The following is a 24,515-nucleotide window of genomic DNA, read 5'->3' as shown; positions in this document are numbered from 1 at the left end:
AACCGAGCCAAGCGTTCGCGGCGCGAGCGCATGGATGAAAAGCTAACGGGCCTTACGGCGGGCGAACCCACATTCGCGTTTATATCACCGGCGGGTTTCTGCTTAGCATCGAACTGAAGACGCCCAAGGGTTGGAGCTCGAAGGCGCAGAAGGAACGTCATCCGAAGCTTCAAGGTCTCGGCTCACCGTGATCACGGCTGTCCCTCGTCAGATAATTTGGGACTGCGGCGATCAGCCGTCGCTACGCAAGGTGAGCATTCGGGATATGGATTCAACGGACTTCGCGTTCAGCGGATCGGCGGCGTCCTGCATGGGCTGGTGCGGGCCTGCGCGTTTCCGGGCAACGGTGCATTGTTCGAGGTCGGACCGACCGTCTCGCGGGCCAATGCGAAACTGCCGTTCAGTGCGGCGGACCCACCACCGTTCGGCGATCGCAGGTTGAGGTTATCTGCTCAAAAATGGACGCGCTCGGGAAGCGGCCCCCTGACCTTATCCGAAATGGAGCCGCTCAGACGAGAGATGGGGACAGATTCTCCTCCAAGGCGTCCGCTTTACTTACCGCGTCGTCGAGCCCTTTTTGCGTTGCGGGGTGCGTTCCTGACGCGAGCGCGGCTCGCCGCCTTCGCGACAGACGGTGTGATCTTCCCCCGAAAAAGTGGACGGGTTTAAGCGGCTTTTAGCTCCATCTCGATCGGGGCGATATATCCGATTGCGGAATGGAGCCGGGTTCGGTTGTAGTATCTGCGCCAAGTCTCCACCTTTTGCTAGGCGTCCGCAAGAGACAGGAACCAGTGGGCGTTGAGGCATTCGGCCCTGAAGCGGCCGTTGAAGGCCTCAATGAACGCGTTGTCGGTTGGCTTACCGGGCCGCGAGAAGTCCAGGGTGACACCGCGCTGGTAGGCCCAGAGGTCAAGATCGCGGGACACGAACTCGCTGTTCTTGATCCACGCGGATCGTTGCCGGGACTCCCACTTCCTTGCAGGCCCTTTCCAGCACCTCCACAACATCGGTGCCGCGGAAGGTGAATCGCGGCGCCAGCGCCGCGAGAAGCGGGAGAAGGTATCGACAATCGTGAGCACGCGCAGCTTGTGTCCGGTCGCCAACTGGTCATGGACGAAGTCCATCGCCCAGGTCTCGTTCGATCGCGTCGCCGGCCTGCGATCATCGCGCAGCTTGGCCTTGACCCGGCGCTTCGGCGTTTTGTTGCGTAATTGCAGGCCCAATTCGCGATAGATCCGCCGCGTCTTGTTCTGGCCATGGCGCCAGCCTTCACGACGCAGCAGCACGTGAACACGACGATAACCGTAGCGGATACGAACATGGCAGATCTCCTTGATCTTCTGTTCGAGGGCAGCCTGGCCGGAGCGACGGCACTTGTAGTGGTAGGTCGAGCGGTCAAATTCGAGAGCGTCACAGGCCCTGCGGATCGAGACCTGCCATTCGCTGCGGACCGCGTCGACCAGCATGCGCTTCCGACCGGGCTTCATAGCTTTCGGCGGATCACGTCCTGCAGCATCTCCTTGTCGAGCGACAGGTCCGCGACCAGCTTCTTCAGCTTGCCGTTCTCCTCCTCGAGCTGCTTCAGCCGACGCATCTCGGTGGGCAGCAGCCCGTCATATTTCTTCTTCCAATTGAAGTAGGTTGCCTGGCTGATCCCGGCCTTACGGCAGATCTCCGCCACCGCAACCCCGTCGTTGCCCTGTTTCAGGATGAACGCCTTCTGAGCATCTGAAAACTTCGAGGCCTTCATGGTCCATCGCTCGTCCCAGCCGAGGGATTCGGCAGCGAGAACTCTAGCCAAAAATGGTCCAGTTTGTCGGCCTCAGATCATCGCACGATTCGAAGGATGCGCCATGGGACAAGTTTTACACGGCTGCACCACCACGACGGAGGGAGTCCGTCGAGCAATACAAAATAGTCAAAAAGAGCCTAAGAGCACTCGCCAAGCGCTATGGGATCAATAGAAGACTGTCGCGAAGTGAAGCAGCGCGAGACCGTCGCCGATCGTTCGACAGGCCCCAAGGGAGCCAATCGACAATCCTTCCATCGAGAAAGAGGTGATCATCGCCGCTTTCCGGAGGCACAGTGCTGCTGCCGCTCGATTGGCTCTAAGCCCTGCAGCCGAGCATACTCCATCTGACGCGGAGCTCCAGGGCGCTACGTTACGATTGACCCTTCGCGGTGGGAGCGCGAGTACGGGAAGAAGCCAAGGGGCGCCGCTATTGGCGCATCCGGATCGTATCGCCCAGTATTTCGGTCAAAGACTATGAATTCAGGACGGAGATCCCATTGATGTTCCCCAGGACGCGCAGGGCGGCAATAGAGAGGGCGCGGCAACTCGGTTCGGATCAACTGGTGCTACCGTGAGGAACGATGACGGCTTGGACAATCGAACGCATGGTTTACCGCAAGACGCGCCGACGTGAGATAATCGTCGGCCATCGCACCGCTGATGTCGCGTCGCGGGAAAGACCTCGTCGAGCGCCTTCCAGAAGCCGAGCGCGTCATGACCAACGGCCACTTTTTCGGGGCGATCTTCAGCCCACGGGTTTTGGCTTCGACGAGCAGTTCGTGCCAGCTTTGCGCGCTCTCGCGCACGCCGACTTGGAAGCCGATGAGTTCCTTCTTGCCTTCCGGCGTCGCGCCGATCAGCACCAGCATGCATTTGCTGTGGTCTTCCATGCGAGCCTGCAGGAAGACGCCGTCCGCCCACACGACCTCCAGCTGAACCGATGACAAATGGAGGCTGTGTCGTGATGGCGAATGAACAGGATGGTTATCATTGGACGTATTGCCGGATCGAAATCGACAAGCCGGGTGCCATCATAATTGAGCAGATGGATGATGAAATCTCCATTGCCATTGCGAGCGTCGTCGGCGTTTACCTCCAAGTGACGCCGGGGCAGGCACGTGAGTTATCTCTATCTTTAGCTCTGCCGGCGGAGAACGCGGAATAATTCCGCGCCTCAGCCAAGATGTAATGGTGCGCGCCCCACCATCGCCGCGGGATTTCAGTCAGATTCCGCCATACGGGGCGGGCTGTTGCCCTGGTGAAGCGACAGCTCAGCTCGGTCCAGCTTCTTAACGGTCGACCAGTTAATCGCAGCGTGCAGGTACCTGCACGCCATCGTAGCTTATGAAGTCTCCCGGCCGCCCAATTGCGCAGTTTCTTTTTCGATCGCGGTCCGTTCATGGCTGTTTGAATATCGCGCTCCTCTTCGAATTCCCGAATTCGTGGACGGCTGATTCGCGAGGTTGACCCATCCTGATTGGTGATCAAGCTGGTTTCGAGGATGCTTTCCGCCCAGCGAAGAACGAAGCGGCCAGTGTCGCTGGTCTCGCGCCATTCAGTTGTTTTTACAAGTTGCTTCATCATTTCGCCCCATCCCCGAAAAAAGGAGTCGCCGTGGGAGGTCCACCCGAGCAGGGGTAGAATAATCAACTCCAGTCGCCCCTGAAACCACTCGTGAATTAACATTTCAGGTGAGTGATTCGGGCCGAACGCATACTGGCAGTATCTCAGACAGAGATATACCTAGCGCGCTGTCTGCATGGATGTGAGTGTCTTGTAACTGCAGTACGCGCCAACCTGATGTTGGGGCATGACCATTCAAAGCAGAAGCGAACTGGTATGTGGACCAGCCTCCGCAAGGAGCTGGATATCGCGCCGCATTTGCCGCTTTGCCCCTGGCGTCTCGCTGAGCATCTGGAGTTTCCGGTTTTTCCGCTCAGCGACTACGCGAAGTTGGCTCCTGACGCGGTCGCTTACCTACGAACAGGCAACGGTCAGAAAGACTTCTCGGCCGTGACGCTTGCGGTCGGCCAGGAGCGCTTCATTGTGAATAACGATGCCCACGACAGGAAATGGCAGGCCGCTGATATCAGTCACGAATTGGCCCACGGGCTGCTGTTGCATCCGCCGATGCAGATTTCGACCCGTCAGGCACCCGCAACTACGACAAGACTATGGAGGAGGAGGCCAACTGGCTCGGACCGGCGCTCCTGGTCTCGGACGAGGCTGCCATGCACATCGCCGCCCTCAGCCTCACGATTTCGAAAGCGTCCGACATGTATGGCGCAAGCGAGCCGCTGGTCCGCATGCGGCTCAACGTGACCGGCGCCTACCAGCGAGTGGCGAACCGCCGCCGCTTCGCGCGGGCCTAGCTGCGCCCGCTGGATCGCGGGAGCGATCTAAGCGGCTGCTTGCGGCGCGGCGCGGGTGAATTCATCAAGCTTGCCATCAAGCTCGAAGAAATTTGCGGCAGCTTGGCGCAGTTCCCGAGCCGCTTGACCCCAAAACGCCACCTCGACCTTGAAGCCGCGCTCGATCAGCTTCTCGACGACCGGCACATAGTCCGAATCCCCGGCCACCAGCAGGATATCGTCGTTTTCCTTGTCGATGACGTTGAAGTGTCATCCATCATCGCCGTGGCGATCGCCACGTCGACCTTCTTCTCCTTATTGCCGGCGTTCTTGTTGTAGACGTGGGTCTTGAAGCCGACCTTGTCGACCATCTTCCAGAAGGAGTCGCCGGGAGGTGGCGAGCCCCACAACTTGGCGACGGTGTCCTCCCCGCTGACATATTTGTACAGCGTGCCGTAGTCGAGCATCCAACCGTGATCCACAATGCCGTTTCTCATGGCTTCGGCAATGTTCTTCGCCTTGCCCTTTTTGGCGGCCGAGACGCGGGAGCCTCGATGTAGAGGTTGGAATTGTCGACGTAAGTGTAGGTGGTCATGCGGGCGCTTCTCCAATGAGGATCGTGAGAAAATGATCAAAATAATGATTTAGGAGAATAATGACCCGAGCGAGCCGGAGCTTCGTCGATATGGGCATGCGGTACCAGGTCGCAAGGCCTCGACCCCCAGACGCCGCACATTTTTGATCGCCGATGAGCTTCGCGAGCGGACTAGGCCACTGCGGGTGAAGCAGAGCCTTGGCCAGCATCAAGCAGTTGGGCTGGAGTTCTAAGCCATCACCACGCCCGCACCTCGACAGGAGGTCTCGAGTGCCTCTAAGATGTAGGGGAAATAAGTTCGCGGAAGCCGGGTACGGAGTGGGGCAGTGAACTTCCAGGTGACGGTTCTCAAGGTGCTGGTCAGCTATCCAGACGGGTTCGCCGCCATGGCCGACCTCAAGCGCGATATGGCGATCCTGGCGACCAGCGGACGGGACTGGAGCGAGCGCACGAAGCGATTGGCGGCCCGCGTGCCCGACCTGGATATCTTCTCCCAAGGTCTCATCGAGCGCATGAACGGTGGCTGGCGCATCACCGACAAGGGTCGTGCGGTTCTCGAGATCATGGAGGCGCGGCCCGCACCCGCCCAGGTGATGGAGCCGCCTAATGTCCACGCGGTCGAGGGGCCGACTGCAGCCACGACGCTGCCATCGATGCCTTCGATAGCGCTAGTTCGACGTATGCGGAAACGCAGGCGACGCCAGCACGACGCTGTCCGCCGACGACAAGCGAAGGCGTCGTAAGTAAGGCGGTTGGTTGGAAATTAACCAGCGGTTTCGGTCATTCGGAAAATAGGAAAATATTCCATAAAAAAGTTATGCGAGCGCGGTGCGCTTCAAGATTGCTGGGCAATTATTACTTCCGCCGCCGCTTCATGAACGATCGTTGCTTCACCCGCCCTGGCCGCTCGGCGTCGACTTGCTCAACGCAGACCGCCGCCGCCTCGTCAATCGCGATCTATGCGATCCGGCGGAAATCGAACTGCTCGTAGCCATCACGACACTCCATGCCTCCAGCGACAATTTAACGGAGAGCTTGTTTCAGGAATAGCGCTTCTGTCGATGAACGCGGCGCTGTACGTTTCGTACAAAGCGATCAGCGCGGATCCAGCACTCACTGCGGATCTGGCCCGGGGAGAAGACTCAATGCGCTGGATTCCCGATGATGTCCGTTGTCAGCTCAACCCGCGATCTCGAGCGCTTTTGAAGCGGGGTGCCGCAGCGCTCGTCCGATCTGAGCGAGTTGGTGGAACATCACAATAAGCGCGATCATTCCGGGGTCCAGCTCAGCGATTGCTTGACTGGCCAAAAGTCCATTGAAACCCCACATGAGCGGGAATAGTACGGCCGGTACGAAGAGATATCCCTGCCTCGCCAAGGAAACAACTGCACTGAGACGTGCTCTCCCGAACGACTGAAGCATCGTTGTGACGACGCTCTGAATAACAAAAAGCCCAAAAAAGAGATGGAAGACGATGCAGGTCGAGACCGCAACTTTCGTGACATTCTCGCTATCACTGAACAGCCTGACCAAAGGCCGGGCAAAGATCACAACGGCCGCAGAATAGGCAACGGAAAGAGCGACAGTCATCGAGAGCATCAACTTCGCAGCCTTCAATACGCGAGCAAAATCTGGTGCGCCCCAACCGAAACCCAGGATAGCTTGAGAGCCTATACAGAAGCCGGTGACAGGCAGTGCGCCGATCGTCAGCAATCGAATAGCTATTCCCACCGCGGCGATCGCATTCTCGCCGAACGGCTCCGAAGAGCATCAAGCCAACGGCAGATAAACTGTTGGTTATACTCGCCCGCGACCCTATGAATGCGAGCTGTCTGATGCGATCTGCTCGTACTGACATGTGAGTGGCCCTGACGCGGACTATCCCGCGAGCATTCGTAGAATACGCGATATATAGAGGCTTATGGCTGCGATCTGAGATGCCAGCGTTGCGAGGGCTGCGCCTCGCACACCAGGTCCAGTAAGAATATGAAGACCGGATCGAGCACAACTTTCAGTATGAAGGCGGTCATCATCGTCCACATGCTGAATCGTGTGTTACCCTCGGCTCTTACGATGATCGTGCCCGCGGCGAGCGAAATGTGATGCTTTGAGCCGCCAGCTTTGGCGCGACGCCGCGGCTGACGCGTTAGGAGTGTCCCCATCCGTCGTGCAGTTCACGATGAACCGGACCATCTCCGGTCGACTCGCAGTAGTGGTTAAAGACGAGGAAGATTCTGCCACTGCTCGTCACGGCGGTGATGCAGGAGGACCGCGAACCGGTCAAACTCGACGGCGTGCAGCATCAACGAGACTGGCCAGCAGCGCGTTGGCGCTTTCGAACGCGAGACCAACCTCATATGTGCATCCGTTGGCCCTATGGTTGAAGCTAGCGGCACGTGACTCGGCGCTCGATGAGAGAGAAGAAGCGCTGTCCCTACCACGCGCCGCTAACTCCCACACAGCCAGCCTCAGCGGCGGAAGAAGCTGACGTGGGATACATCCATCGGAAAAAGCTGCGGCACAACTACCAGAATCGGTCGGCCCCACGTCTTCAGGCACTCTCTAAGCTGGTCCGACAGCTTGCCGCAATGGGAGACTGATCTTCCCCCGAAAAAGTGGACGGGTTAAGCGGCTTTTAGCTCCATTTCGATCGGGGCGACATATCCGATGGCGGAGTGGAGCCTTGTTCGGCGGTAGAAGCCCTCGATATGGCGAAGATATCGTGCTGGGCCTCGCGCGGGTGTTGTAGTCGCGATGATGGACCAGCGCGGTTTTCAAGGTATGGAAGAAGCTCTCCATCAGGGCATTGTCGTAGCAATCGGCCTTGCGGCTCATGATGCCATGATGCCGGCGCCGGTGAGGACGTTGCGATAGGCTTGTGAGGCATACTGCACGCCGCGATCGGAGTGGTGGATCAATCCGGTCTGCGGCCGTTGCTGGTTGATGGCCATGGTCAGTGCCGCGGATGCGAGTTCGACCTGCATATGGTCTTGCATGGCCCAGCCGATGATCTTTCGGCTGAACAGATCCATGACGGCCGCCAGATACAGCCAGCCCTCCGCGGTCGGGATGTAGGTGATGTCGGCGAGCCAGACTCGGTTCGGGGCGGGAGCGGTGAAGTCGCGCGCGATCAGGTTCGGTGCGATCGGGAGATCGTGACGGCTGTCGGTGGTGCGCCCCCGGCGTGGCGACGCCATGATGGCGCGGATACCGTGCCGGTGCATCAGCTGCTCGATCCGGCCACGGCTGGCGCCACGTCCCTGCTTGCGCAGGATGGCATGGACGCGAGGACTGCAGTAACGCCCGCTGCTGTCTTGATGGACTTGCCGGATCGCGGCCAGGAGGCTGGCATCGGATTTGGTCCGCTCACTGACCGGGCGATCACGCCAGGCGGAATAGCCGGCCGGCGAGACCTCGAGCACGGCACACATCAGCCGCACCGGATAGGCGTCGCGATGGTCTTCGATGAAGCGGAAGCTCATGTCCGGGTTCCGGCGAAGATCGCGATCGACTTTTTTAAAATGTCGCGCTCCATGCGCAGCGTTCGTTCTCCTGGCGCAGACGGGCGATCTCCGAAGCCTGGTCCGCCGACATCGGCGTCGCCTGCGTGGTGGGGCGCCACGCCGCCGATGTCGGCTCCTGCCGCAGCTTGTCAACCCAGCGCCGCAGCACCGAGTCACGCAGACCGAGTTCCTTGGCAACAGACCCGATCGAAGCGCCCACTCAAAGCCAACTCAACGGCTTGGCGCTTGTACTCTTCGGTAAATGAACCGATGTTGACGTTCCATTCGACACCTCCGGGCTCAATGAGCCTACTACAGGTGTCCACTCATTCGGAGGAGGTTCAGTTGCGTTGGATCAGACCCTGTGCCTACCCCGCCCGCACCACTAGTTAATGGCCACGTGACTCGGCGCTGACCATCCTGGTGCCATTGCGCTGTCCCTGGCGCGTGTCGCTAACCCAAGGGCTCCGTATCCGCGCTGGCTGACGAAAGGCTGACGAGACCTGCGCGGCATCCACAAAACGAAAAAAAAAGCCCGCGTGGGCTGTTCAAAGCTTAGCCGCCTTTGACGACAGTGCGCTCAATCTGTTGTGGGGAATCCTGCAGCCACGCAAAGACGCTCGCTAGACTGTAAGGCCGTGCGACTTCATGGCCGCCAAGCTTAATGGGGTGATCTTCGATAAGATAGAACTGCCCTTCGGCTGTTCTGACCATACGATCTCTTATCTCAAACCACACGCCCGTTGCCGGCACTCTTCTGTAGAATACGCGCGTTGCGAAATGGAACGCTTCAGCAAGGTCGCGCGCTGTCGGAATCCGTTTCCGCGCGCGGAAATGTCTTAATGGCTTAGCCCTTGATGCCGTGGTTTGTCGCTTGAACATACGCTTTCCTCGTCGGCTCAAAACAGCGCCGATGCGACTCGGCGCCTACATCGGCGAGCCTTGAAAGGCGCTATCCTGCCGCATCCGCACTGCGGGTGAAGTTAGCGGCGGCATGACTCGGCGCATTCCGCTGGAGGAAGGAAGGCGCTGTCCCTTCACGTGCCGCGAACCCCGGCAGTGATTTTAGCGAGGGAGCGGCCTTAAGTGACCTACCAGGATTGGTATTCTCACAGAGCAGACGACTGAGCGACTTAACGCCGCTCAGCCTGTCAGTCTTCAGAACGATCAGGCCGACGCGAACGGTGCGCTGACCTCCCCATATCTCTGTTTCAGTTGCCGCAAGCGATGGATACCGAGCGCCCTCTCAACCATCGGCTCACCGCAGCATTTCATCACGACCCTGATGGCGCGAGCCGGAAGGTCCTGCCGTCGCAAAGCCGCCCAAGCAAGGAACGGCAACACGATTTTAGGCAGCTCCTCGTCAGACGCAGGACGTTGATCGCATCGCCCCAGCTTCGCGAGCGCGTGAGCCAAGACATCGGGACAATCAGTTTCGAGAGGGGCAGTGCGCGGCGCGAACTGTAGCTTTGCTACCCCCATCACTCCACACCCCTGCCAAGCCTTACGACGTTGATTTCGGTACGCGCGACGCTATCAGACTTAATGTCGGTCATCTCAAAAGGCTTCACCCGTGCGAAGAAGCGTGATGCGATATCCCTGCATCAGCGGCCAGGGCAAAGTGATCTTCCCCTGAAAAAGTGGACGGGTTAAGCGGCTTTTAGCTCCATTTCGATCGGGGCGACATATCCGAGGGCGGAGTGGAGTCTTGTTTCGGTTGTAGAAGCCCTCGATGAAGGCGAAGATATCGCGCTGGGCCTCGGCACGGGTGTTGTAGTCGCGATGATGGACCAGCTCGGTTTTCAAGGTATGGAAGAAGCTCTAGAGAACCGGGCGGGGACCTCTAACGTGAGGCTCCCATTGACCCCCCCACCAGCCCGGGTAGGTACCACTGCAAGCTTTTAGCAGTACCCTGCCGGGCATCGACACCCACGCAGGAGGTAGGCCGTGTACTTTCAAATTTACCGCGACACGCGCGATGAGTGGCGTTGGACGCTACTCGCTGGAAATATGCGCAAGATCGCTGAGTCTGGCGAGGGCTATCACAACAGAGCCGATTGCCTTGCGGTCATCGAACTCGTGAAAAGCACCGACCGCGACACTCCGGTGCGGGGGTAACCCCACCCTCATTCCATCAGACTTTCAGGTCGGACAGGCGATAAGATAATTTTCCTTCTCACCCCATCCTGTCCGCCCCAGAGTAGAACGCTCGTGGCGGGACATTCAAGGTTTTGGGCATGACCCCGACAAAAGTCCCGGCCCGTCTGGGCTTGCCTTTTTCATCAATCTTTTCAACTGCGGTAACGCGGACGTTTCGGAATTTCCACCCGGACGCGACCCGGACAAATGACGCTCCATTCTCTCCAGATGTCACTCCGGAGCACATTATCCCCTCCCGCCTGAAGGCTCCACGCCTGAACGCCCGAACGACTGAAAGCCTCGACGCCCGACAAGGTCAGATCGCCGCCGCGCCAAGCGCGGCTCCAAATGTACCAGGCGTGGAGGCTTTCAGTCGTTCGGGCGAGCCGCCAAGCAAAAGGGCGGCCTGTTTGGACCGCCCTACAGCCTCACCGTCTCGCAATGCGTCTCAGCCCGCATACGTCTCTCACCATACGAAGCGCAGGATGCTTTGCCGCCCCGACCAAGCTGTTTGCGCCGCGCCTCTGTAAGCCGCGCAGATTCCTTCATTTTAGCTCGCGAGGCTGGGGCGAAGTGGTCTAGTGCCCTCCGAGAGCGCTTCGCGCAGATCGCCAGAGAGAAATGTGGGGACCGCCTTCGCATCGCGCGCGCCTGCAACCGTCCTACCGATGTGCTCGACAATGTAATCTCCCAACGTGTCGCAGGCTGCCTCGACATGACGGCATCATTGGCCTCGTCTGAAAACACATCACCGAACGCCTCACCGACTAAGAGGGCTCGCCCGGCACACAGATCAACTCATGTCGCCATGTTACCCCATTTATTCAACCCTAGCCGCCGTAACTGGTTCGGGCATTTACGCAAAAGGGGCCGCAGCCGCCGGCTAAGACCAGTTCTTGCACTGAAATCCGATGCAACTCCAACATTCACCCTCCAAGGATCGCAACCGGCCTCTTGCGGATCCGAGCCCTTAATGTCAGCCCCATAGAGCACCCCTCGCGAATCAGGTGCTCAGTAAGGAATCACAAGTGATTCTTTCGACTCAAGATTTCGCCGATCAGCAAACCAGGCCGAGTGCTCAAAGTTATGGGTAATTGAAAGCCTCACCGGATGCTCACCCCCAAAGGCGGCCTTTTCGCGCTTATTCAGCTGGCCGCTCCTGAGCAGGGCGCTTCCCTTCCGCTCGCCTTGCGGTTGCAGGCTCCTTTTCCAGCTGCCGAAGGCACCGGGCGGCGCCGCATGTCGCCGCAGGGGCGGCTCGCGGGCTACCCCCAGCGCCGCCCGACTGCACAGAACCCCCTCGCCCAGAGCTCCCTCCCAAGAAGATGTGGCGGATACGGAGGGGCATCAACGCGGCCGATTGATCCGGGGAAAACGGGGAATTTCACCCTGCCGGTAAATTCAAGAATGACGGCTGGCCTTCACACAGGAGAGGTCCAAGGTTCGATCCCTTGTGCGCTCACCATTTTACGGGTTTTTTGAAGCCTCCCAGGTTTTTCCACCCTCACGTGAGAGGGTGCTTGTAAGCGAATCGCCGCGTTCACATCGCCGCGATCAGGTCGCGAGCTTGAAGTATCTCCGCAATCGCGTTTGCGGCTTCACATTCCCAAGCGACCAAAACCTTCCACCTAACCTTAAGCTCGTTGGAGCGGCCGGGTAAATGCGCAGTTCCTGGCACGCTGCGTTTCCCCAGCCCTCCACAAGGCAGGCACCCCTGACGACGATCATCACACGCTTTGCGTGTTATATATTCGCATCTAGCGAGTCGCGGGCATCCGACGAGGTCGTCTCGACGATCAATTTCTTGGTTCAACACAGAGGCGTCACATGGCTCAATGCACAGCACCGGTGGAAGGCCATCGCTCAGCGAGCGATGCTGCCATCCGGCACTGCGCTATTGTTCAATTGGAATCGTCCCGCTGAGCCAGAGCCGTGATCCGCCTTCGAACGACCAACCAGCCGTGTAAGCAATCGGTGCGCCGGCGGGTGCTTTCGCGTACAGCGGCGCATCGGACCATTGCGCCGTCCGCGGGTCGGCGCCAAAATGGTAGTTCAACCCGATCTTTCCTATGTGATAGTTGCTGGACAGGCTGGTTGTGTTCGCCGGAAGAACTGCGAACGGCTGGTTTCTGCACCGTGGGAGGCGTTGCGACGCTCGGTCCCCCGAAATGCAGATAGTTATGCTCAGCTTTCACCGACCATGCAGGCGTAAGCGCTTGCTCGACGCCCAGCCTCATGGTGGCACCGAAGCGACCATAGTCAACATGGGTTTTCTCCTGTGGCCAATCAAACTCCTGGTTATTGAAGACGTCCCCTCGATTGTTTTGCCAAGCGACGCACCTCCCTCGAGATAGGCCGGCGTGCGGCCCAGCGCGCCAAACGCGTAGCCGATGCGGCCGGTCCTGGTGGCAAAGACGTTGGGGCCTGCTGGCATCGAGTTCGACACACCACTCAGCCGTTCTTCTGCCAATTGTAGCCGATCTGGCCGCCGGCGAGGAACACTGGGGTATCGACGACATCGCCATAGATTGGCGGACCGTAGGATTGCTGAAGGAGGTGCGGCCGTAGCCGCCGCCGACGTGCCCGCCAATATAGGCCTCCGCACCAGTTCCACACCGCCGGTGGCAGTTTCACTTCTGGCTCAAGGTCTGCCGCATTCGCTGCACCGGTTGCGACGAGCGCAATTGTCGTGGCTCCCAAAAGAAGAACTCCAGATCGCATCCAAGACGTCCCCGCATTATCTCCGGTCCACAACCGAGCGCCCTTAACTTATCGCGCAGCAAACCGTCGGAGCGGATCAGACGCTAAAAGCGACGCGCGCCGAGTCCGTCCCGAAGACCATCGCACTGCGATTGGTGATGATGCCGCAAAGAGAGCAAGTCGCGTGCCGTAGGGAATTCGCGGGCTCTGCAGGCACTTCGTCGCGGCGTGCGCGTCAAGTTGCTGACATTGTGTCAATACCGACAGCCGCGCAGCCACTGCCCCCAGCAATACTTAGCTGGCGCGGTGTCATGGGTCTACGCTCACAAGGCGCTGGTCTCCCTCGGCTGCCGATCGGCGTCGGCCCCCCGCGTCCACTCAAAATTGGCCCTCAGCTCGTACTTGGTCGGCGTCTGCACGGGCAGATCAGCTGGCTTCGCGCCGGCACCCTTAGCAGCGCCATCTTAAGCCATGCAGGAGCGGCGCCGACGTCAGCCTCCTCTTCCTCCAAAACGCGGACGAAGTTGCCGGGCGGGCCTCGGCCTCAGTCAAATCGGACGCATGCCCGCGCTGCTTAGCTTTACACTTCTGGATCTGAAATGCGGGTCAGCATCCTCACGTGCGGTCCCGCCCGTTTGAAGATCGGCTCCCAAAAGGCGTAGGCGTCCTCGACGAAACTCTCGGTTACGGTGAACTTCGTGAGCGCGCCCCGATATGCGGCCTGTCGCCGGCAGCCCTGCCCCTCGACAAGATGCCAGATGAATTGAGCGACCTGGCGTGCGTATGTGCTCGGACGACCTTGGTGGTTGTGTACGATCTCAAGTCGCATGGTCCCAGCGTCACGCGTCTGCGGTTCGGTGATATTGGCAAGCCAGATGAAAATTGATGGATCAATGCTCGCAGCATAGCCGTCGCGCTTGAGCTGCTGATTGATGATAGAGAACGCGCTGGCGGCTTCTCTGAAGCATTCGCTCAGGATGAAGTTCGCCTCATTCTCCAGCTTTCCGCTCCGAAGATCGTCCAGTAATCTGACCGCCTCGTCAGTGAGCCGCCGCATGTATCGCGGTTGGGGCTGCTTTGCGTCGTCGTTTGGTTCCTCTTGTATAATCAATTCGACCGCATCCGCGCGGAACTCCGTTGCGGCATCTTTGAGAACGGGCAAAAAATCGCTTTCAAGGCAGGAATCGCCGACGTCTTTCGACACCGCGTCGCCTCCCACCCGTGTCTCCACAAGATTCTTTGCGTGGTCCAACGCAACGTTCAGGCTGGCTTTGAGGTTTTCAGAAGCTCTTTCTTGAGAGTCCTCGACAACCTTTACCATCATCTCCGCGGTACTGTCGGAATCTATGAGTTCGTCCTTAAGCGGCGCCGCCGCATTCCGAGATTCAAGCTCCTCAAAGGGGCTCGGAGCCGTCGCTTGCTTTGCTAGGATCGTTTGATCAGACGTATTCGCGCCTGTGCGCTCCGACCGCGGATTGGAAGCAGCAATCTCGCCGGACAATACAAACAGGCCATCGTCAACGGCTCGGCTCGCCGCCGCGGTAAGATCCACCAGCGAGCGCCGCACGCACCGCGTCTGCCTAGCGCGCCGCTTTTTCGTTTCTTGCGTATGGCTCATGATCTGACGACCCCCTTGAAGCGGCCAAGACGATCAATATGTCGGTTCAGGGGCGCCCTAAACGAACTCCTGACTGAACTTCCGTCTCTTGGTCGCTCAATTCCGTCCTCTTGAACACCTAATCTCAGTGTCCAGCAAAGCTGGTAGCAGCTTATCTGAGCATAACTCAGAATTGAACGAGGCCACAAACTCATCGCTCACTGTTTACCTGGATTTGTGTCTTCCGATATGATGTCAATCACCTTGAGCCTGGCGTCATACTCCTCGTATGAGCCGAGCACGGCTTGGCCAACTGACAAATTGTGCACGGGGTCCACTATTGAGGGGGAGTCGTAGGTTAGGGAGGTGGGTCCGGTAAAGTGAACTTCCTCACCAAACTCGTCGCGTCGCAACGTTCTGGCGGTGCACCACTTGATGAGTTGCGTTACTGCTCCTTTTCCGCTCTCATTGATGGGCGGAAGATGTCGAACCGAATAGAAATACGTTCGCGCAGAGTGCGTCTGCTGGGAGTCCGAACTCTTGCGCTGGTCTGGTTGCGCGGTGAGGGTCAGTAGGCGCTTGCCGGCCGGACGCTCGAGCGTTCCCTGAAACAGACCGCCTTCTCTAATCAGAGTAATGTGCGCCAGCTTTTTTGGAGCACCAAGAACCTCTCGTCCCGAGGCGAGCGCGGCATCGTTTGTTGTCACGTACATGTAAGGAATGTAAAAGCCAATCTCACCGCCAGAATCACGAACTTGAATTCCTGAATAGCACTCCAAGTATGACCCCACTATGCTTGAGGGATAGCTCGCGACGCCAACAATGGCGATTGCTGGGTTTGCTGACGGTACTAACCCCTTCGGCAATAGATGGCCAACCTCGTTCCCCACGCTGAATATATGGTTTATGGCTCGGCAGCGGAGGAACGTGCTGCCAAGGTCTTTGCTCCCATGGTAGAGGGGCGCATCAAACGGAATACCTTTAACGTCGGGCATGGCATCCCTCCTCGCTCTTGAGAGTTTACAATCGGAGATGCAGCTGACTCATCTCACAAAGACATCTGGTTGTGGAAGCATCATGAAGAGAGTGCAATGTGCGGCCTCGCATCCGGCTTACGCGTTATAGTGAAGTCGGAGGCCGCCTTGCACCTCAGTTTTGTGCTGCTGACTGGGCCTGACGTTGTGCATACACTCCGGAGAAGCGTGCTACTGAGGTGACGTTGAGTCGAATGCGACTCGCTATGGTTATGCAAAGTCGATGCCATCTTCCCTTTATGGGGTGCTAGACGGACTGCTCGGCTACAGATGTCGAACTGGAGTACGAGAGCTCGGACAACTTCGCTTGTCTTCTTGCCTTCCGCTTGTTGGCTTGATGACACAGAATGTTGAAAGTCCCACATGACCAAACGCGAACGCAACGATGAGGAGGTTCGCAAAGCTATCGAATTCGGGGCTAGCTTGACTAAACTAGATCGGCCGCGACAGCTATCTCGGTGCATGGCCGAAATACATGCTCGCGGATACCGACGTCCTGCGAGGCACGTCGGTAGAGCTCCAGAACCCTGTAAGTTCTGGTGAGTTTGCGTTCTTGTCAGTGTCTGGCGCGGCGCTTGCACAGAATGGATACTTCAGTTCGCACATTCGGAGAACATGCATCGTTATACTCCAGCTCCTCGCGCTCCCGCTCACAAAGAGCTCGGTACCATCTGCCCATTGGGATACGACATTATTGGAGGCAACCCAGCCGAAGATTAGTCGTGCCTGAGCGGCGAGCGCATGTCCGCGACCTCAGGATCATCAGCATGAGTCTCATGCGTGATGCAGGAAGACCTTGCCCCGCCAGTGACCGAGGAAGCGCGCCGGAAGTGTCACAAGCATTTCTTGGTCCTGTCAGCGCACGAGCCCTCTTACCTTGCCGGCTAAGACAATCGTTGTCGATGGCGGTCTGACGATCGGCGTCCCGCACGTGTCAGGCCCCCGAAAACATCTTCTGACTATCAGCTGAGGGATCGTCTCATCAAAACGAGAGTATGAGTCGCGATACTACAGAAGTGGAAAGCCAGGAAGCTAAGCATCAGCGACAGCTGTGCGCCCTGCGCAGCTCGCTTGGCCGGGGAATCCGAGACGCCCGGCGGATGATAGAGATCCTGGGGGTCGCGGGCCGGTTCCGCTGCGACCCTGTTCTTTGCGAACGTCAAAGCGTCAGCGCGTCACCGAAGGGGCACCATTGCGCGGCGCGCGGCGAGCTAGATGCTGTCGTTCATCAACTCGGTCTAGCGCTACGTTGGCAGAAACTGTTTTCGCCACTGTTTTTCAAGGGTTTACTTTCGGCAATATGGACACTGCTAAGAGGGTGGCCGAAAGGGAGAGATCGATGATGGCGTGACGTGCGGTGGGCATGGTTGATTGAGGCGGAGGCCGGTTGATTCTGTTGTTTCCGCCCCGCGTGTGCGAGGCGACGAGTTGCAGGAGGCGTAGGCGATCATTGTCATCAGGGGCGTGGCGATGAAGTCCCCTGCCATGATCGCCCTTCGAAGTGATCAAGTCCAAGCTCCTCCTTCTGCTGATGCGCCTGCTCACAAATCCACCGTGCCCTTGATAGTTGCGGCCAGCGCGCGCAGATCCGTCGCCGCCGGAAGATTGGCGAGATTCTCCCCCCGAGGCGCGTCGATCGCCAATGAGCTAGGCTTCGTCGCCTGGGAGATGCTGCTGACCTTTATCCCATATCCGCTGCGGAGGGCGGTCCGCGGTGGGGACACGGAAAGCAGCAAATCGGGCGTTTAGGGTCTGTACTCAATAAAGGCTTCCATCTGGAATTAGACTGTGATTGAAGCTTCTTAGCGGGGGAACGCTTGAATCCTAAAGTAGCTCCAGCATAGCGGCAAGGCTCACACGGTCAAACGGTCGCGCGACCGCGGGAGAGATGTCCGTTTCGCCCGCACACGAGCTGAACCAGCCGCTCACTGACATTCTGATCAATGCCGAGCCGGCCCAGCAGAAATTAGAGAATCTGACACCCGACCTCGGCGCAATCGGGGGCACCCTCGATCACATCCGCCGTGACGGTCAGCGAACCGCTGAAGTCATCGGCCGGCTGCGGTCTTTGCTGAAGCGAGACACGACCTAACGGCGCGAGCGCGACCCCAATGCCACGGTCTGCGAGGTGTTTCGATTCCTTTCCGTGCAGGCCCTGCTCAACGATGTCGAACTGGTTACGGAGCCGGCCCGCAGACACTCGCGTGGCGACATGGTCCAGCTCGGCGACTCAGTCTCGCTCAGGGCAACCTCGTCCTTGTCTCTAGTACCAACGCAGGTCACGGCATTCTTGCGGGGAAGGTGGCCGGGATCTTCAAGCCGTTTTTCATGGTGAGGCGCAATGCATGGGCATAGGCCTCTCGATTGCGCATACTATCGTCGAAGCGTATGGCGGCCACCCGTCAGGGGGCGCGTCTTTCACGTCAGCCTGCCGCTTACTGTGGCGCGATGGCGACGCCCTTCCCGGCGAACGCCTCACGCGAACGCTTTCTCCAGCGTCGCGAAGATCACGGCGAACGACTTGTCGTGGCGCGTCACCGGCGGCACCGGGCAATCGATCTTCATGAGCTGATAGACCGCCATCTGCGCCGCACGCACCGAATATTCGACTGTGAACACGACGTCGTCGGGAACTTCGACGAACTGGCTGACGAAGGCGAGGTTGACGGAATTCCTGGGCACCGGCAGCGGCCGGTCGGCCAGGTTGCGCGGCATGAACATGCTGGTGATGTAGGGCATGCGGCAGGGAATGCAGATCGTGTCGTCGAAAACGACGGGATCGAAGTTCAGGTGACCGCAGAGCTCCTTCAAGATCTCGGCGCCGCCGCAATCGGACATCGGCTTTGCCACGAAATTGCCGATGCGGTCGGGATGCAGCGCATAGCCCCAGAACACCTGCACGTTCTTCGGCTGTCCCATGAAATGTGGCTGGTGATAGAGCACGACGGACATCAGCCAGTTGGAATCCTTGAACGTGACAAGCCCGCCGGTGCCGGCCCTATTGCCGGAGAACGCTTCCATCTGGTCGAAGAAGCGTGGATCGCGGCAGGTGACGGTGAAGGACAGCCAATAGGATTCGGGGATCGAATTGTTGAACACCGACGGATTGCCGAATTCGGGACGTCCTTGCGCGATCGTCTCCCATAGCGCCCAGCCCTGACTTTCGGCCTTGGTCAGGCGCGGCGGCGGCTCGGTCATCGAGCCTAGGCTCGAGGCATCCGTCATCGAGCCGTTCTGGAAGAAGACGATGTCGTCGTCTTCGAGCCGGACGTTGGCGGTGCGGCTGTCGCGGTCGAGCGTGAGCTGGCGCACCCGCAAGCGCGCGCCGTCGGTCTCGAACGCCATGTCGACGACGCGCGTGCCGCGCACGAACTGCACGCCCTGGCGCTTGAGCCAGTCCGCGAGCGGCCGCACGATCGCGTCATACTGATTGTACACGGTGCGCTTGACGCCGCCGAGCGTCTCGATGCGCGGAAACTCGTTCATGAAGCGATGCAGATAGCGCTTCAGCTCGACCGCGCTGTGCCAGGGCTGGAAGGCGAAGGTGGTCTGCCACATGTACCAGAAATTCGATTCGAAGAATCCGGGCGACAGCCAGTCGGTGATGCGGCTGTTGCCGAGCGTCTCCTCCGAAGCCTCGGTGAGCCGGAGCAGCTCGAGCCGGTCGCGTCCGGAGAAGCCCATATGCGAGACATCGACCTTGAAGCGGTTACGGTCGACCAGACGCGCGCTGGAGTGCGCCGGAGTCTCCACGTTGAATGCGACCGTCTCCTCGCGCACGCTGCGGCCGGGATGCTCGAGCGAGGGAATGCTCGACAGCAGATCCCAGGTGCATTCGTAATGGTCGGTGGTGAGCATGCGCCCGCCGCGAAGCGAATAGGCGCCGTTCGGAAGCTGCGCGCCGTCCAGGCTGCCACCAACCAGCGGCTGCGCCTCGTAGATCACGATGTCGCGCCCCGGCAGCTGCGCATCGCGGACGAGGAACGCCGCGCCCGCGAGCGATCCAATGCCGCCGCCGATAAAATACGCCTTCATGGCTTGCCTCGATTGCAATTCGACAATTCGAAGCAACATAGCATGGCCGGACGCATCCAAGGTTGCGCTGGATCAAGCGGGGTGAGGACTGGCTCAGCTACGCGGAAAGGCGGCCGATTGAGCCGTTGTTGCCGCGAGGGCGCAAGGGAGCGCATCGGGTCGATGATCGATGCGTGATCAACGGCATTGTCCAATTGCCAAAAGCAGGTTCGCGCTGGCATGATTGCCCGGAAGTCTACGGTCCGTACACAACGGTGTACAACCGCGTCAGTCGCTGGAGCCGAGAGGGATTTGGACAAACGTTTTTACGCTCTGACTGAATCAAGCGGCGTGTCCGGCTCGATCTCGGTGGATTCCAGCTAAATCAAAGGCCATGGCCCCGCGGCCGGCCCAAAAAAGAGGGACCTTCAACAAGGTGATCGGCTGCTCGCGCGGCGAACGACCACCAAAATCCAAGTGTTGATCGACAATATTGGCCGCCCGCTTCTTTCCTGATTACTCCTGGCAACACTCACGCAGCCCGCGTCGTCGGCTGATCGAGCCTACGCCGTCAGAAGCTTGCGCGACGAGTTGGCCGCACGCCGCATCAAGGCTGTCATCCGGCCGAATCCGCGCCGCAAGCATCCGCATCGCTGCGATAGGGCCTACAGAGGGCGCAATGTCATCGAGCGATGATCCGCCCTCTCGCAGACGTCACGCGGTCTGCGATACGCCAGCATCGTCTATAATGTAACACCTCGGATCGTGATCCTGTTGCTGGACGAGGAGCCCCGCAGTCGCCCGGGGACGGCTCGCTGCGCATCACTCAATCGCGACCCTCGCCAGCGACCGGCGCGGAGGCTTAGGGCGACGCCGAGGCAAAAGGCCCCGCCGCACACGGTTCAGGTCGCAGATCGCTGGCATTTGATGGAGAGCGCCTGCCGGGGCTTCCTCGAAGGATCGGGAATTCTGCCCAGCTCTGCGCCTTTCCGCACGCCGATCTGAAGCCGATCAGTTCCTTCTTGCCCTCCCGCGTCGCGCCAATCAGCACCAGCTTGCACTAGCCGTGCTCTTCCCTGCGGGCCTGTAGAAGAGGCTATCCGGGCGCGTGCGCCCGACGTGCCTGCAAACGCACATCTCTTCGCGACGCTCGGTCATGGCGTATCGCTCTCTTTGAGAAGTTCTGTGGTATTCGGCATCCGCCTCCTACGCTGCCCATCTCAAGCAGTCACCCCCTACGTTACTGCATAGCACTGCTCGAAAGTGCTATTTAGGACGAGTGTCTCAATCTGGAAAGCGGTGTCGGGGTCTGCTGGAAGGCGTAGCTAGTGCGCTCGCACGGATGCGCGTTCTTTGCCACGCCCGAAATATCTCATGACTACGACGTAGAAGACCGGCACAAAGATCTGCTTGGACGAGACGAGCGCGTAACGCTTGCTATCTGAGGCCGTCTTTATGTGATACTTGCCGGATTTCGATTTGCCAACGGGAACCCAGTGGCCTTCACCTCCATCGATTCGACTGGAAACGAGATCGGCTGCCACGCTGGCGAAGGCCGCTCGCAATCCAGTTTTCGTTTGCAGTTTGTTACAAGGGATAAAATCAAAAGTTGCCCGGTTGTGACGGGTTTCCTCGCTTGGCTCGTCATCCGTAGCGCCGGGGACGACGTGCGGCTGCAGTCCCGGCTGTCGCGAAGCCAGCGCGACCAGCGCCGGCACGTTCAGAACTTTCGGACTTGCGACCGGCGTCACCGCCGGCTGCTGCGGCAGTGCTGCGGTCCGCTTCGCGACCTCCGCTGGCGCACAGTTGGGCGGCGCGGAGGAGCCCGGGACAGCTTTGGGCAAACACTGATTGCGTAGCCCTACGCTTGCGTTGGATAGTAGCGCTTAGAAAGACCTTCGCGGCAACTACGAAAACTGGTGGCATCCATTCGCTCCTGGAAGATGGCTGTCGTACAGCGGACTTCGAATGTATCAAGCAGGTCTTCGCGACAATTGAATTCCTAATGCAAGCTGCCGAGCCTCGCTAGGAGGAGACAACCTTGCCCAGGGGCTTCAGATCACTCACAGCGCGCTAGCGGTTGATGCGCACGACATTGCCGCGCTAACGACAGGGCCGTCACTAGGATCCTCGATGGCGTATCCCCGAACACAAACGCGGAGCCATGCTTGCCATCGAGATAGCCTCCGGTCCGGCGATTTTTCCGAGGAGCTTTCATGCCGAAGCGAGGTCGATCGAGAGTCACCTGTTCGTTTTTATGCGGCTCATTGGCGCGGTCGCTCAACAGCCTCCGGTCGGTTTCTTCGCTGTACCGCCAGCTTCGATTATCCCGCGAACAAGCAGACACCTGGGCAATATCGGACATGGGTAAACGTCCCGTGCAGCGTCTCCACGTCTGGAAGATGAGATTGCCGGATTAGCAAGGCGCCGATGCGAACCGGCCTCTCGTCGCAGACGTTAGAGGCCAAGAGTCTTCTATTTGGTCACCGGACAAGACCCCGGATGGTTGCAGCGTGGAGGCGTCGATCGCGTGGTCGCGCTAACCTCCTCGGACGCAGGTCCTTCTGCTCCATTGAGAACGGCCGAGACGCGCCAGCGATATGTTGTTTGCGGCCTAAGATCGGAATCGCCGAAGCTGGCTCCTGCAACCCTGCCGATCCTCTGAAATGTGTCATCAGGGCCTGCACGCAGCACGCGGTATGTCGTTGCTCCTGGCAGCGGCGACCAGACCAGATCAACGCTAGTATCCGAAGCATCGATCACCGTGAGCCCCTGAGGTGCTGATGTCAATTGCCGCGTCGCGCTGACGGGCGTCGCGCCATCGGCCGCGAGCGCGTCGAGCATAGCCTTAACCGCTTGGATCTGCGCCCCAGACTTCGTCACGTAGCTGCTCGTGTGATTGACGTAGCCCCACCAGTCCCAGCAGGCCTGCGGATTGGTGGGCCGATATAAGCTGGTCCTGGTCTGTGGATAGAGAATGATCAAACGGTTCGTATCCGCCCAGGCATTATAGCCGGTATCATTGACGAACTTGAGCCCGATCTCGCGGGCATTCTGGCGGCATCCGTGCAGCGCCACGTGGACACGGCAGAGAGCACCTTGCTCGCAGTCCTGAGGCACGAAGAGATAGCCGGTATCGCTCAGGCTCAACGCGGCGGGCGCCTGCGGCCTGGTATAGAGTGACTGATCGAAGCTCTTCACGACGCCCGCGAGCTGCCCGCGATTAGGTGGATTGAGGCGGCCATAAATATGCTGCAGGATGATTCCGGCCTGATCGTAGCCGCATTGGTCAATATATGGTTCCTTGTTAGCACTGCAGCTATTCAGTCCGGTGTCGCCCTGCTTGGCCACCACGAAGGAGTGCCCGGCGCCGAGGGCGGTCTGATAGAAGAGATTGCCTCGATTGGCGTCACCTAGATAGCGACGGTAGAAGTCGGCAGCCGCATCGGTCACGGCCCTATCGACGACCGCGTCGTTGTAGCCGTGAAAGAGATAGATCTTCTGCCCGGCAAGATTACTATCCGGATCGATCTTGCCTGCTGACGCGTTCGCATCAGCCTTCGTCGTGAACGCCGCGATGTTCAGGCCCGATGCAGGCCCTTTCATGCACGGACCCGTCGCACGCCACATCTTGGCCTCAGCGCACCAATAGGGACCGCCAGCGACCACCCCCACTCCCTTGACAATCGAGGACCAGGCTGCGCCGAACTGGACTGCCATGAAGGCGCCTGATGAAATGCCGGAGATCGAGCTCTCGCCGATCGGCGCGTGATAGCTGCGCAATGCCAAAGGCTCGGCAGAGAGCGGCGACATTCCAACGACCGCGGCACAAATGCCGCCGATAGCGTGTTGCCGCAAGATGGCCAAGTCCTTGAAAAACGTGCTAATCGAACCGACGGGCGGTCTCCGGTGTTCATGTGAAAACGCGCCATCGGAACAAGAAATCACTCGCCAGTTCGGAAAAGGATTCTGCGGATTACCATAGTCGACCGTCTGCCTGCCGTCCCGCGGCAGCGCCGACGTGATGACCGTGTCGGGCTGGTTCGGCTCCGAGGCAACAGGCGTGATGAGCGACCCCTTGAGCATCCGTCCGCTTTGATTGATCAGTTTCTGGTAGGCCATGTCTGATCTCCTTCATCTGGTCAGACGTTCCCGGACGCCGCCGGGAAAGCGGGGGATAGGTGCTGGTGAAGACAATTCATGACAGGCGATCAATGCGCACGTGGAATTCGCGTGTTGAAGCAAGGATACCGAAGCTGGTTTCCAGGGTTTCGCCAGCCGAAAACCACTAGCTCGATTATGATACGAGTAGAATCCCAGCTGATGGCCGGCCTCTGCCCCAATGAACTGCTAGGCGTTTGGACATGGTGGCATTCTACGCAGCCGAACCGATGCCGACGTCAGCGGTCGCTTCGCTTGGCACTCCTTATCAACAGTTCCCTAATGCAAGATGTTCGAACCTTCCAACCAACCCTAGTGTTGATTCGTTGAACGTTCCACCCGCCAAAACTTGTAGGTTCAACCTACCCTGTTGAGTTCAGCGCGCCTGCGTGTGTCAATTCAAGTCGTTGCACGAAATGCCGTCAAAAGTCGACATTGGTATGTTGGTCAACTGCACAGTTATTCATAAGACCGTCGTTTGATTGCGGGATTTGCAAGCGACCTTCACGCACGCGTTTCAGAATCGCAATCCTTGTTGCGAGGCTCTACGAGCCCTTCGCTCCGGCCGAGAGCACTTTGGAGAAGGTGATAGGCTTGGGTCGTGGGTGAGGTAGAATATTCAGCTTCCA

General features: G+C 59.0%; 19 protein-coding genes and 6 pseudogenes. 8 read left to right on the top strand and 17 right to left on the bottom strand.

Going from position 1 to position 24,515, the window contains the following annotated elements; translation table 11 throughout:
• Positions 1-665 precede the first annotated feature (665 nt).
• Together EHH60_RS32745 and EHH60_RS38290 are read right to left on the bottom strand one after the other, a co-directional pair.
• Positions 666-1,466, bottom strand: a pseudogene (locus EHH60_RS32745) (IS3 family transposase).
• 17 nt (positions 1,467-1,483) lie between these two features.
• Positions 1,484-1,750 (bottom strand): transposase, encoded by a 267-nt coding sequence (locus tag EHH60_RS38290; protein WP_036032180.1) that lies wholly within the window; start codon positions 1,748-1,750, stop codon positions 1,484-1,486.
• A 103-nt stretch (positions 1,751-1,853) separates the two neighbouring features.
• Here EHH60_RS38290 and EHH60_RS38285 point away from each other — a divergent pair.
• Positions 1,854-2,151 (top strand): annotated as a pseudogene (locus tag EHH60_RS38285) (IS481 family transposase); the annotation flags it as partial.
• Between the two features lie 292 nt (positions 2,152-2,443).
• Here EHH60_RS38285 and EHH60_RS32740 read toward each other — a convergent pair.
• Positions 2,444-2,718: pseudogene (locus tag EHH60_RS32740) on the bottom strand (transposase); the annotation flags it as partial.
• Positions 2,719-2,756: 38 nt separating this feature from the next.
• On the opposite strand from EHH60_RS32740, the gene EHH60_RS32735 reads away from it, so the two are divergent.
• Both EHH60_RS32735 and EHH60_RS37800 read left to right on the top strand, forming a co-directional pair.
• Positions 2,757-2,957 (top strand): hypothetical protein, encoded by a 201-nt coding sequence (locus EHH60_RS32735; protein WP_036032177.1) that lies wholly within the window; start codon positions 2,757-2,759, stop codon positions 2,955-2,957.
• A 1,009-nt stretch (positions 2,958-3,966) separates the two neighbouring features.
• A complete protein-coding gene (locus EHH60_RS37800; protein ID WP_050996322.1) occupies positions 3,967-4,164 on the top strand; it encodes an ImmA/IrrE family metallo-endopeptidase in 198 nt (65 codons plus the stop codon).
• A 27-nt stretch (positions 4,165-4,191) separates the two neighbouring features.
• Here EHH60_RS37800 and EHH60_RS32725 read toward each other — a convergent pair whose 3' ends face one another.
• Positions 4,192-4,350 (bottom strand): NYN domain-containing protein, encoded by a 159-nt coding sequence (locus EHH60_RS32725; RefSeq protein WP_244429440.1) that lies wholly within the window; start codon positions 4,348-4,350, stop codon positions 4,192-4,194.
• The gene (locus tag EHH60_RS32720; RefSeq protein ID WP_124163422.1) at positions 4,329-4,610 is read right to left on the bottom strand and encodes a PIN domain-containing protein; all 282 of its coding nucleotides are present in this window, start codon (positions 4,608-4,610) and stop codon (positions 4,329-4,331) included. The genes EHH60_RS32725 and EHH60_RS32720 overlap by 22 nt, the downstream gene beginning before the upstream one ends.
• Before the next feature lie 454 nt (positions 4,611-5,064).
• Here EHH60_RS32720 and EHH60_RS32715 point away from each other — a divergent pair, with 454 nt between their 5' ends.
• Positions 5,065-5,481: a hypothetical protein gene (locus EHH60_RS32715; protein ID WP_036032173.1), complete on the top strand. Its 417-nt coding sequence runs from the start codon at positions 5,065-5,067 to the stop codon at positions 5,479-5,481.
• 85 nt (positions 5,482-5,566) lie between these two features.
• Entirely contained in the window at positions 5,567-5,788 is a 222-nt protein-coding gene (locus EHH60_RS32710; RefSeq protein WP_124163421.1) for a hypothetical protein, read from the top strand.
• Between the two features lie 129 nt (positions 5,789-5,917).
• Here the strand turns inward: EHH60_RS32710 and EHH60_RS38280 are convergent, their stop codons facing one another.
• From EHH60_RS38280 to EHH60_RS38275, 4 genes and pseudogenes are all read right to left on the bottom strand, one after another.
• Positions 5,918-6,451 carry an MATE family efflux transporter gene (locus tag EHH60_RS38280; protein WP_245454645.1) on the bottom strand — a complete coding sequence of 178 codons (534 nt, stop codon included), beginning with the start codon at positions 6,449-6,451 and terminating at the stop codon, positions 5,918-5,920.
• Between the two features lie 911 nt (positions 6,452-7,362).
• Positions 7,363-8,513 (bottom strand): annotated as a pseudogene (locus EHH60_RS32700) (IS3 family transposase).
• A 283-nt stretch (positions 8,514-8,796) separates the two neighbouring features.
• Positions 8,797-9,123, bottom strand: coding sequence for a hypothetical protein (locus EHH60_RS32695; protein WP_124163420.1), 327 nt, complete (start codon positions 9,121-9,123; stop codon positions 8,797-8,799).
• Positions 9,124-9,890: 767 nt separating this feature from the next.
• A pseudogene (locus tag EHH60_RS38275) lies at positions 9,891-10,062 on the bottom strand (IS3 family transposase); the annotation flags it as partial.
• A gap of 126 nt (positions 10,063-10,188) precedes the next feature.
• On the opposite strand from EHH60_RS38275, the gene EHH60_RS32685 reads away from it, so the two are divergent.
• Positions 10,189-10,359, top strand: a complete 171-nt coding sequence (locus EHH60_RS32685; protein WP_074448437.1) for a YegP family protein — start codon at positions 10,189-10,191, stop codon at positions 10,357-10,359.
• Positions 10,360-12,274: 1,915 nt separating this feature from the next.
• Here the strand turns inward: EHH60_RS32685 and EHH60_RS38270 are convergent.
• The 5 genes and pseudogenes from EHH60_RS38270 to EHH60_RS32665 form a co-directional block, all read right to left on the bottom strand.
• The gene (locus EHH60_RS38270; RefSeq protein WP_245333213.1) at positions 12,275-12,436 is read right to left on the bottom strand and encodes a hypothetical protein; all 162 of its coding nucleotides are present in this window, start codon (positions 12,434-12,436) and stop codon (positions 12,275-12,277) included.
• 395 nt (positions 12,437-12,831) lie between these two features.
• Positions 12,832-13,014 carry a hypothetical protein gene (locus EHH60_RS38265; protein ID WP_225114960.1) on the bottom strand — a complete coding sequence of 61 codons (183 nt, stop codon included), beginning with the start codon at positions 13,012-13,014 and terminating at the stop codon, positions 12,832-12,834.
• Between the two features lie 646 nt (positions 13,015-13,660).
• Entirely contained in the window at positions 13,661-14,698 is a 1,038-nt protein-coding gene (locus EHH60_RS32675) for a hypothetical protein (RefSeq protein WP_124163419.1), read from the bottom strand.
• Between the two features lie 197 nt (positions 14,699-14,895).
• The gene (locus EHH60_RS32670) at positions 14,896-15,672 is read right to left on the bottom strand and encodes an acetoacetate decarboxylase family protein (protein ID WP_036031505.1); all 777 of its coding nucleotides are present in this window, start codon (positions 15,670-15,672) and stop codon (positions 14,896-14,898) included.
• A 1,317-nt stretch (positions 15,673-16,989) separates the two neighbouring features.
• Positions 16,990-17,460: pseudogene (locus EHH60_RS32665) on the bottom strand (IS701 family transposase); the annotation flags it as partial.
• A gap of 139 nt (positions 17,461-17,599) precedes the next feature.
• Between EHH60_RS32665 and EHH60_RS38260 the strand changes: the two are divergent.
• Positions 17,600-17,803, top strand: coding sequence for a histidine kinase dimerization/phospho-acceptor domain-containing protein (locus tag EHH60_RS38260; RefSeq protein WP_245454644.1), 204 nt, complete (start codon positions 17,600-17,602; stop codon positions 17,801-17,803).
• A 383-nt stretch (positions 17,804-18,186) separates the two neighbouring features.
• Here the strand turns inward: EHH60_RS38260 and EHH60_RS32655 are convergent, their stop codons facing one another.
• A complete protein-coding gene (locus tag EHH60_RS32655) occupies positions 18,187-19,785 on the bottom strand; it encodes an oleate hydratase (protein ID WP_124163418.1) in 1,599 nt (532 codons plus the stop codon).
• A 23-nt stretch (positions 19,786-19,808) separates the two neighbouring features.
• Here EHH60_RS32655 and EHH60_RS38870 point away from each other — a divergent pair, with 23 nt between their 5' ends.
• Positions 19,809-20,066 (top strand): transposase, encoded by a 258-nt coding sequence (locus tag EHH60_RS38870; RefSeq protein ID WP_081493085.1) that lies wholly within the window; start codon positions 19,809-19,811, stop codon positions 20,064-20,066.
• Positions 20,067-21,050: 984 nt separating this feature from the next.
• Here EHH60_RS38870 and EHH60_RS32640 read toward each other — a convergent pair.
• Positions 21,051-21,476 (bottom strand): hypothetical protein, encoded by a 426-nt coding sequence (locus EHH60_RS32640; RefSeq protein WP_124163417.1) that lies wholly within the window; start codon positions 21,474-21,476, stop codon positions 21,051-21,053.
• 724 nt (positions 21,477-22,200) lie between these two features.
• Complete coding sequence (locus EHH60_RS32635) at positions 22,201-23,847, bottom strand: extracellular catalytic domain type 2 short-chain-length polyhydroxyalkanoate depolymerase (protein ID WP_124163416.1); 1,647 nt, start codon at positions 23,845-23,847, stop codon at positions 22,201-22,203.
• Between the last annotated feature and the right edge of the window lie 668 nt (positions 23,848-24,515).

The organism is Bradyrhizobium sp. RP6 (assembly GCF_003837805.1).
Taxonomy (GTDB): Bacteria; Pseudomonadota; Alphaproteobacteria; order Rhizobiales; family Xanthobacteraceae; genus Bradyrhizobium.
Note: the sequence above shows the minus strand (reverse complement) of the source record. Positions and strands in the feature narration are given on the sequence as shown.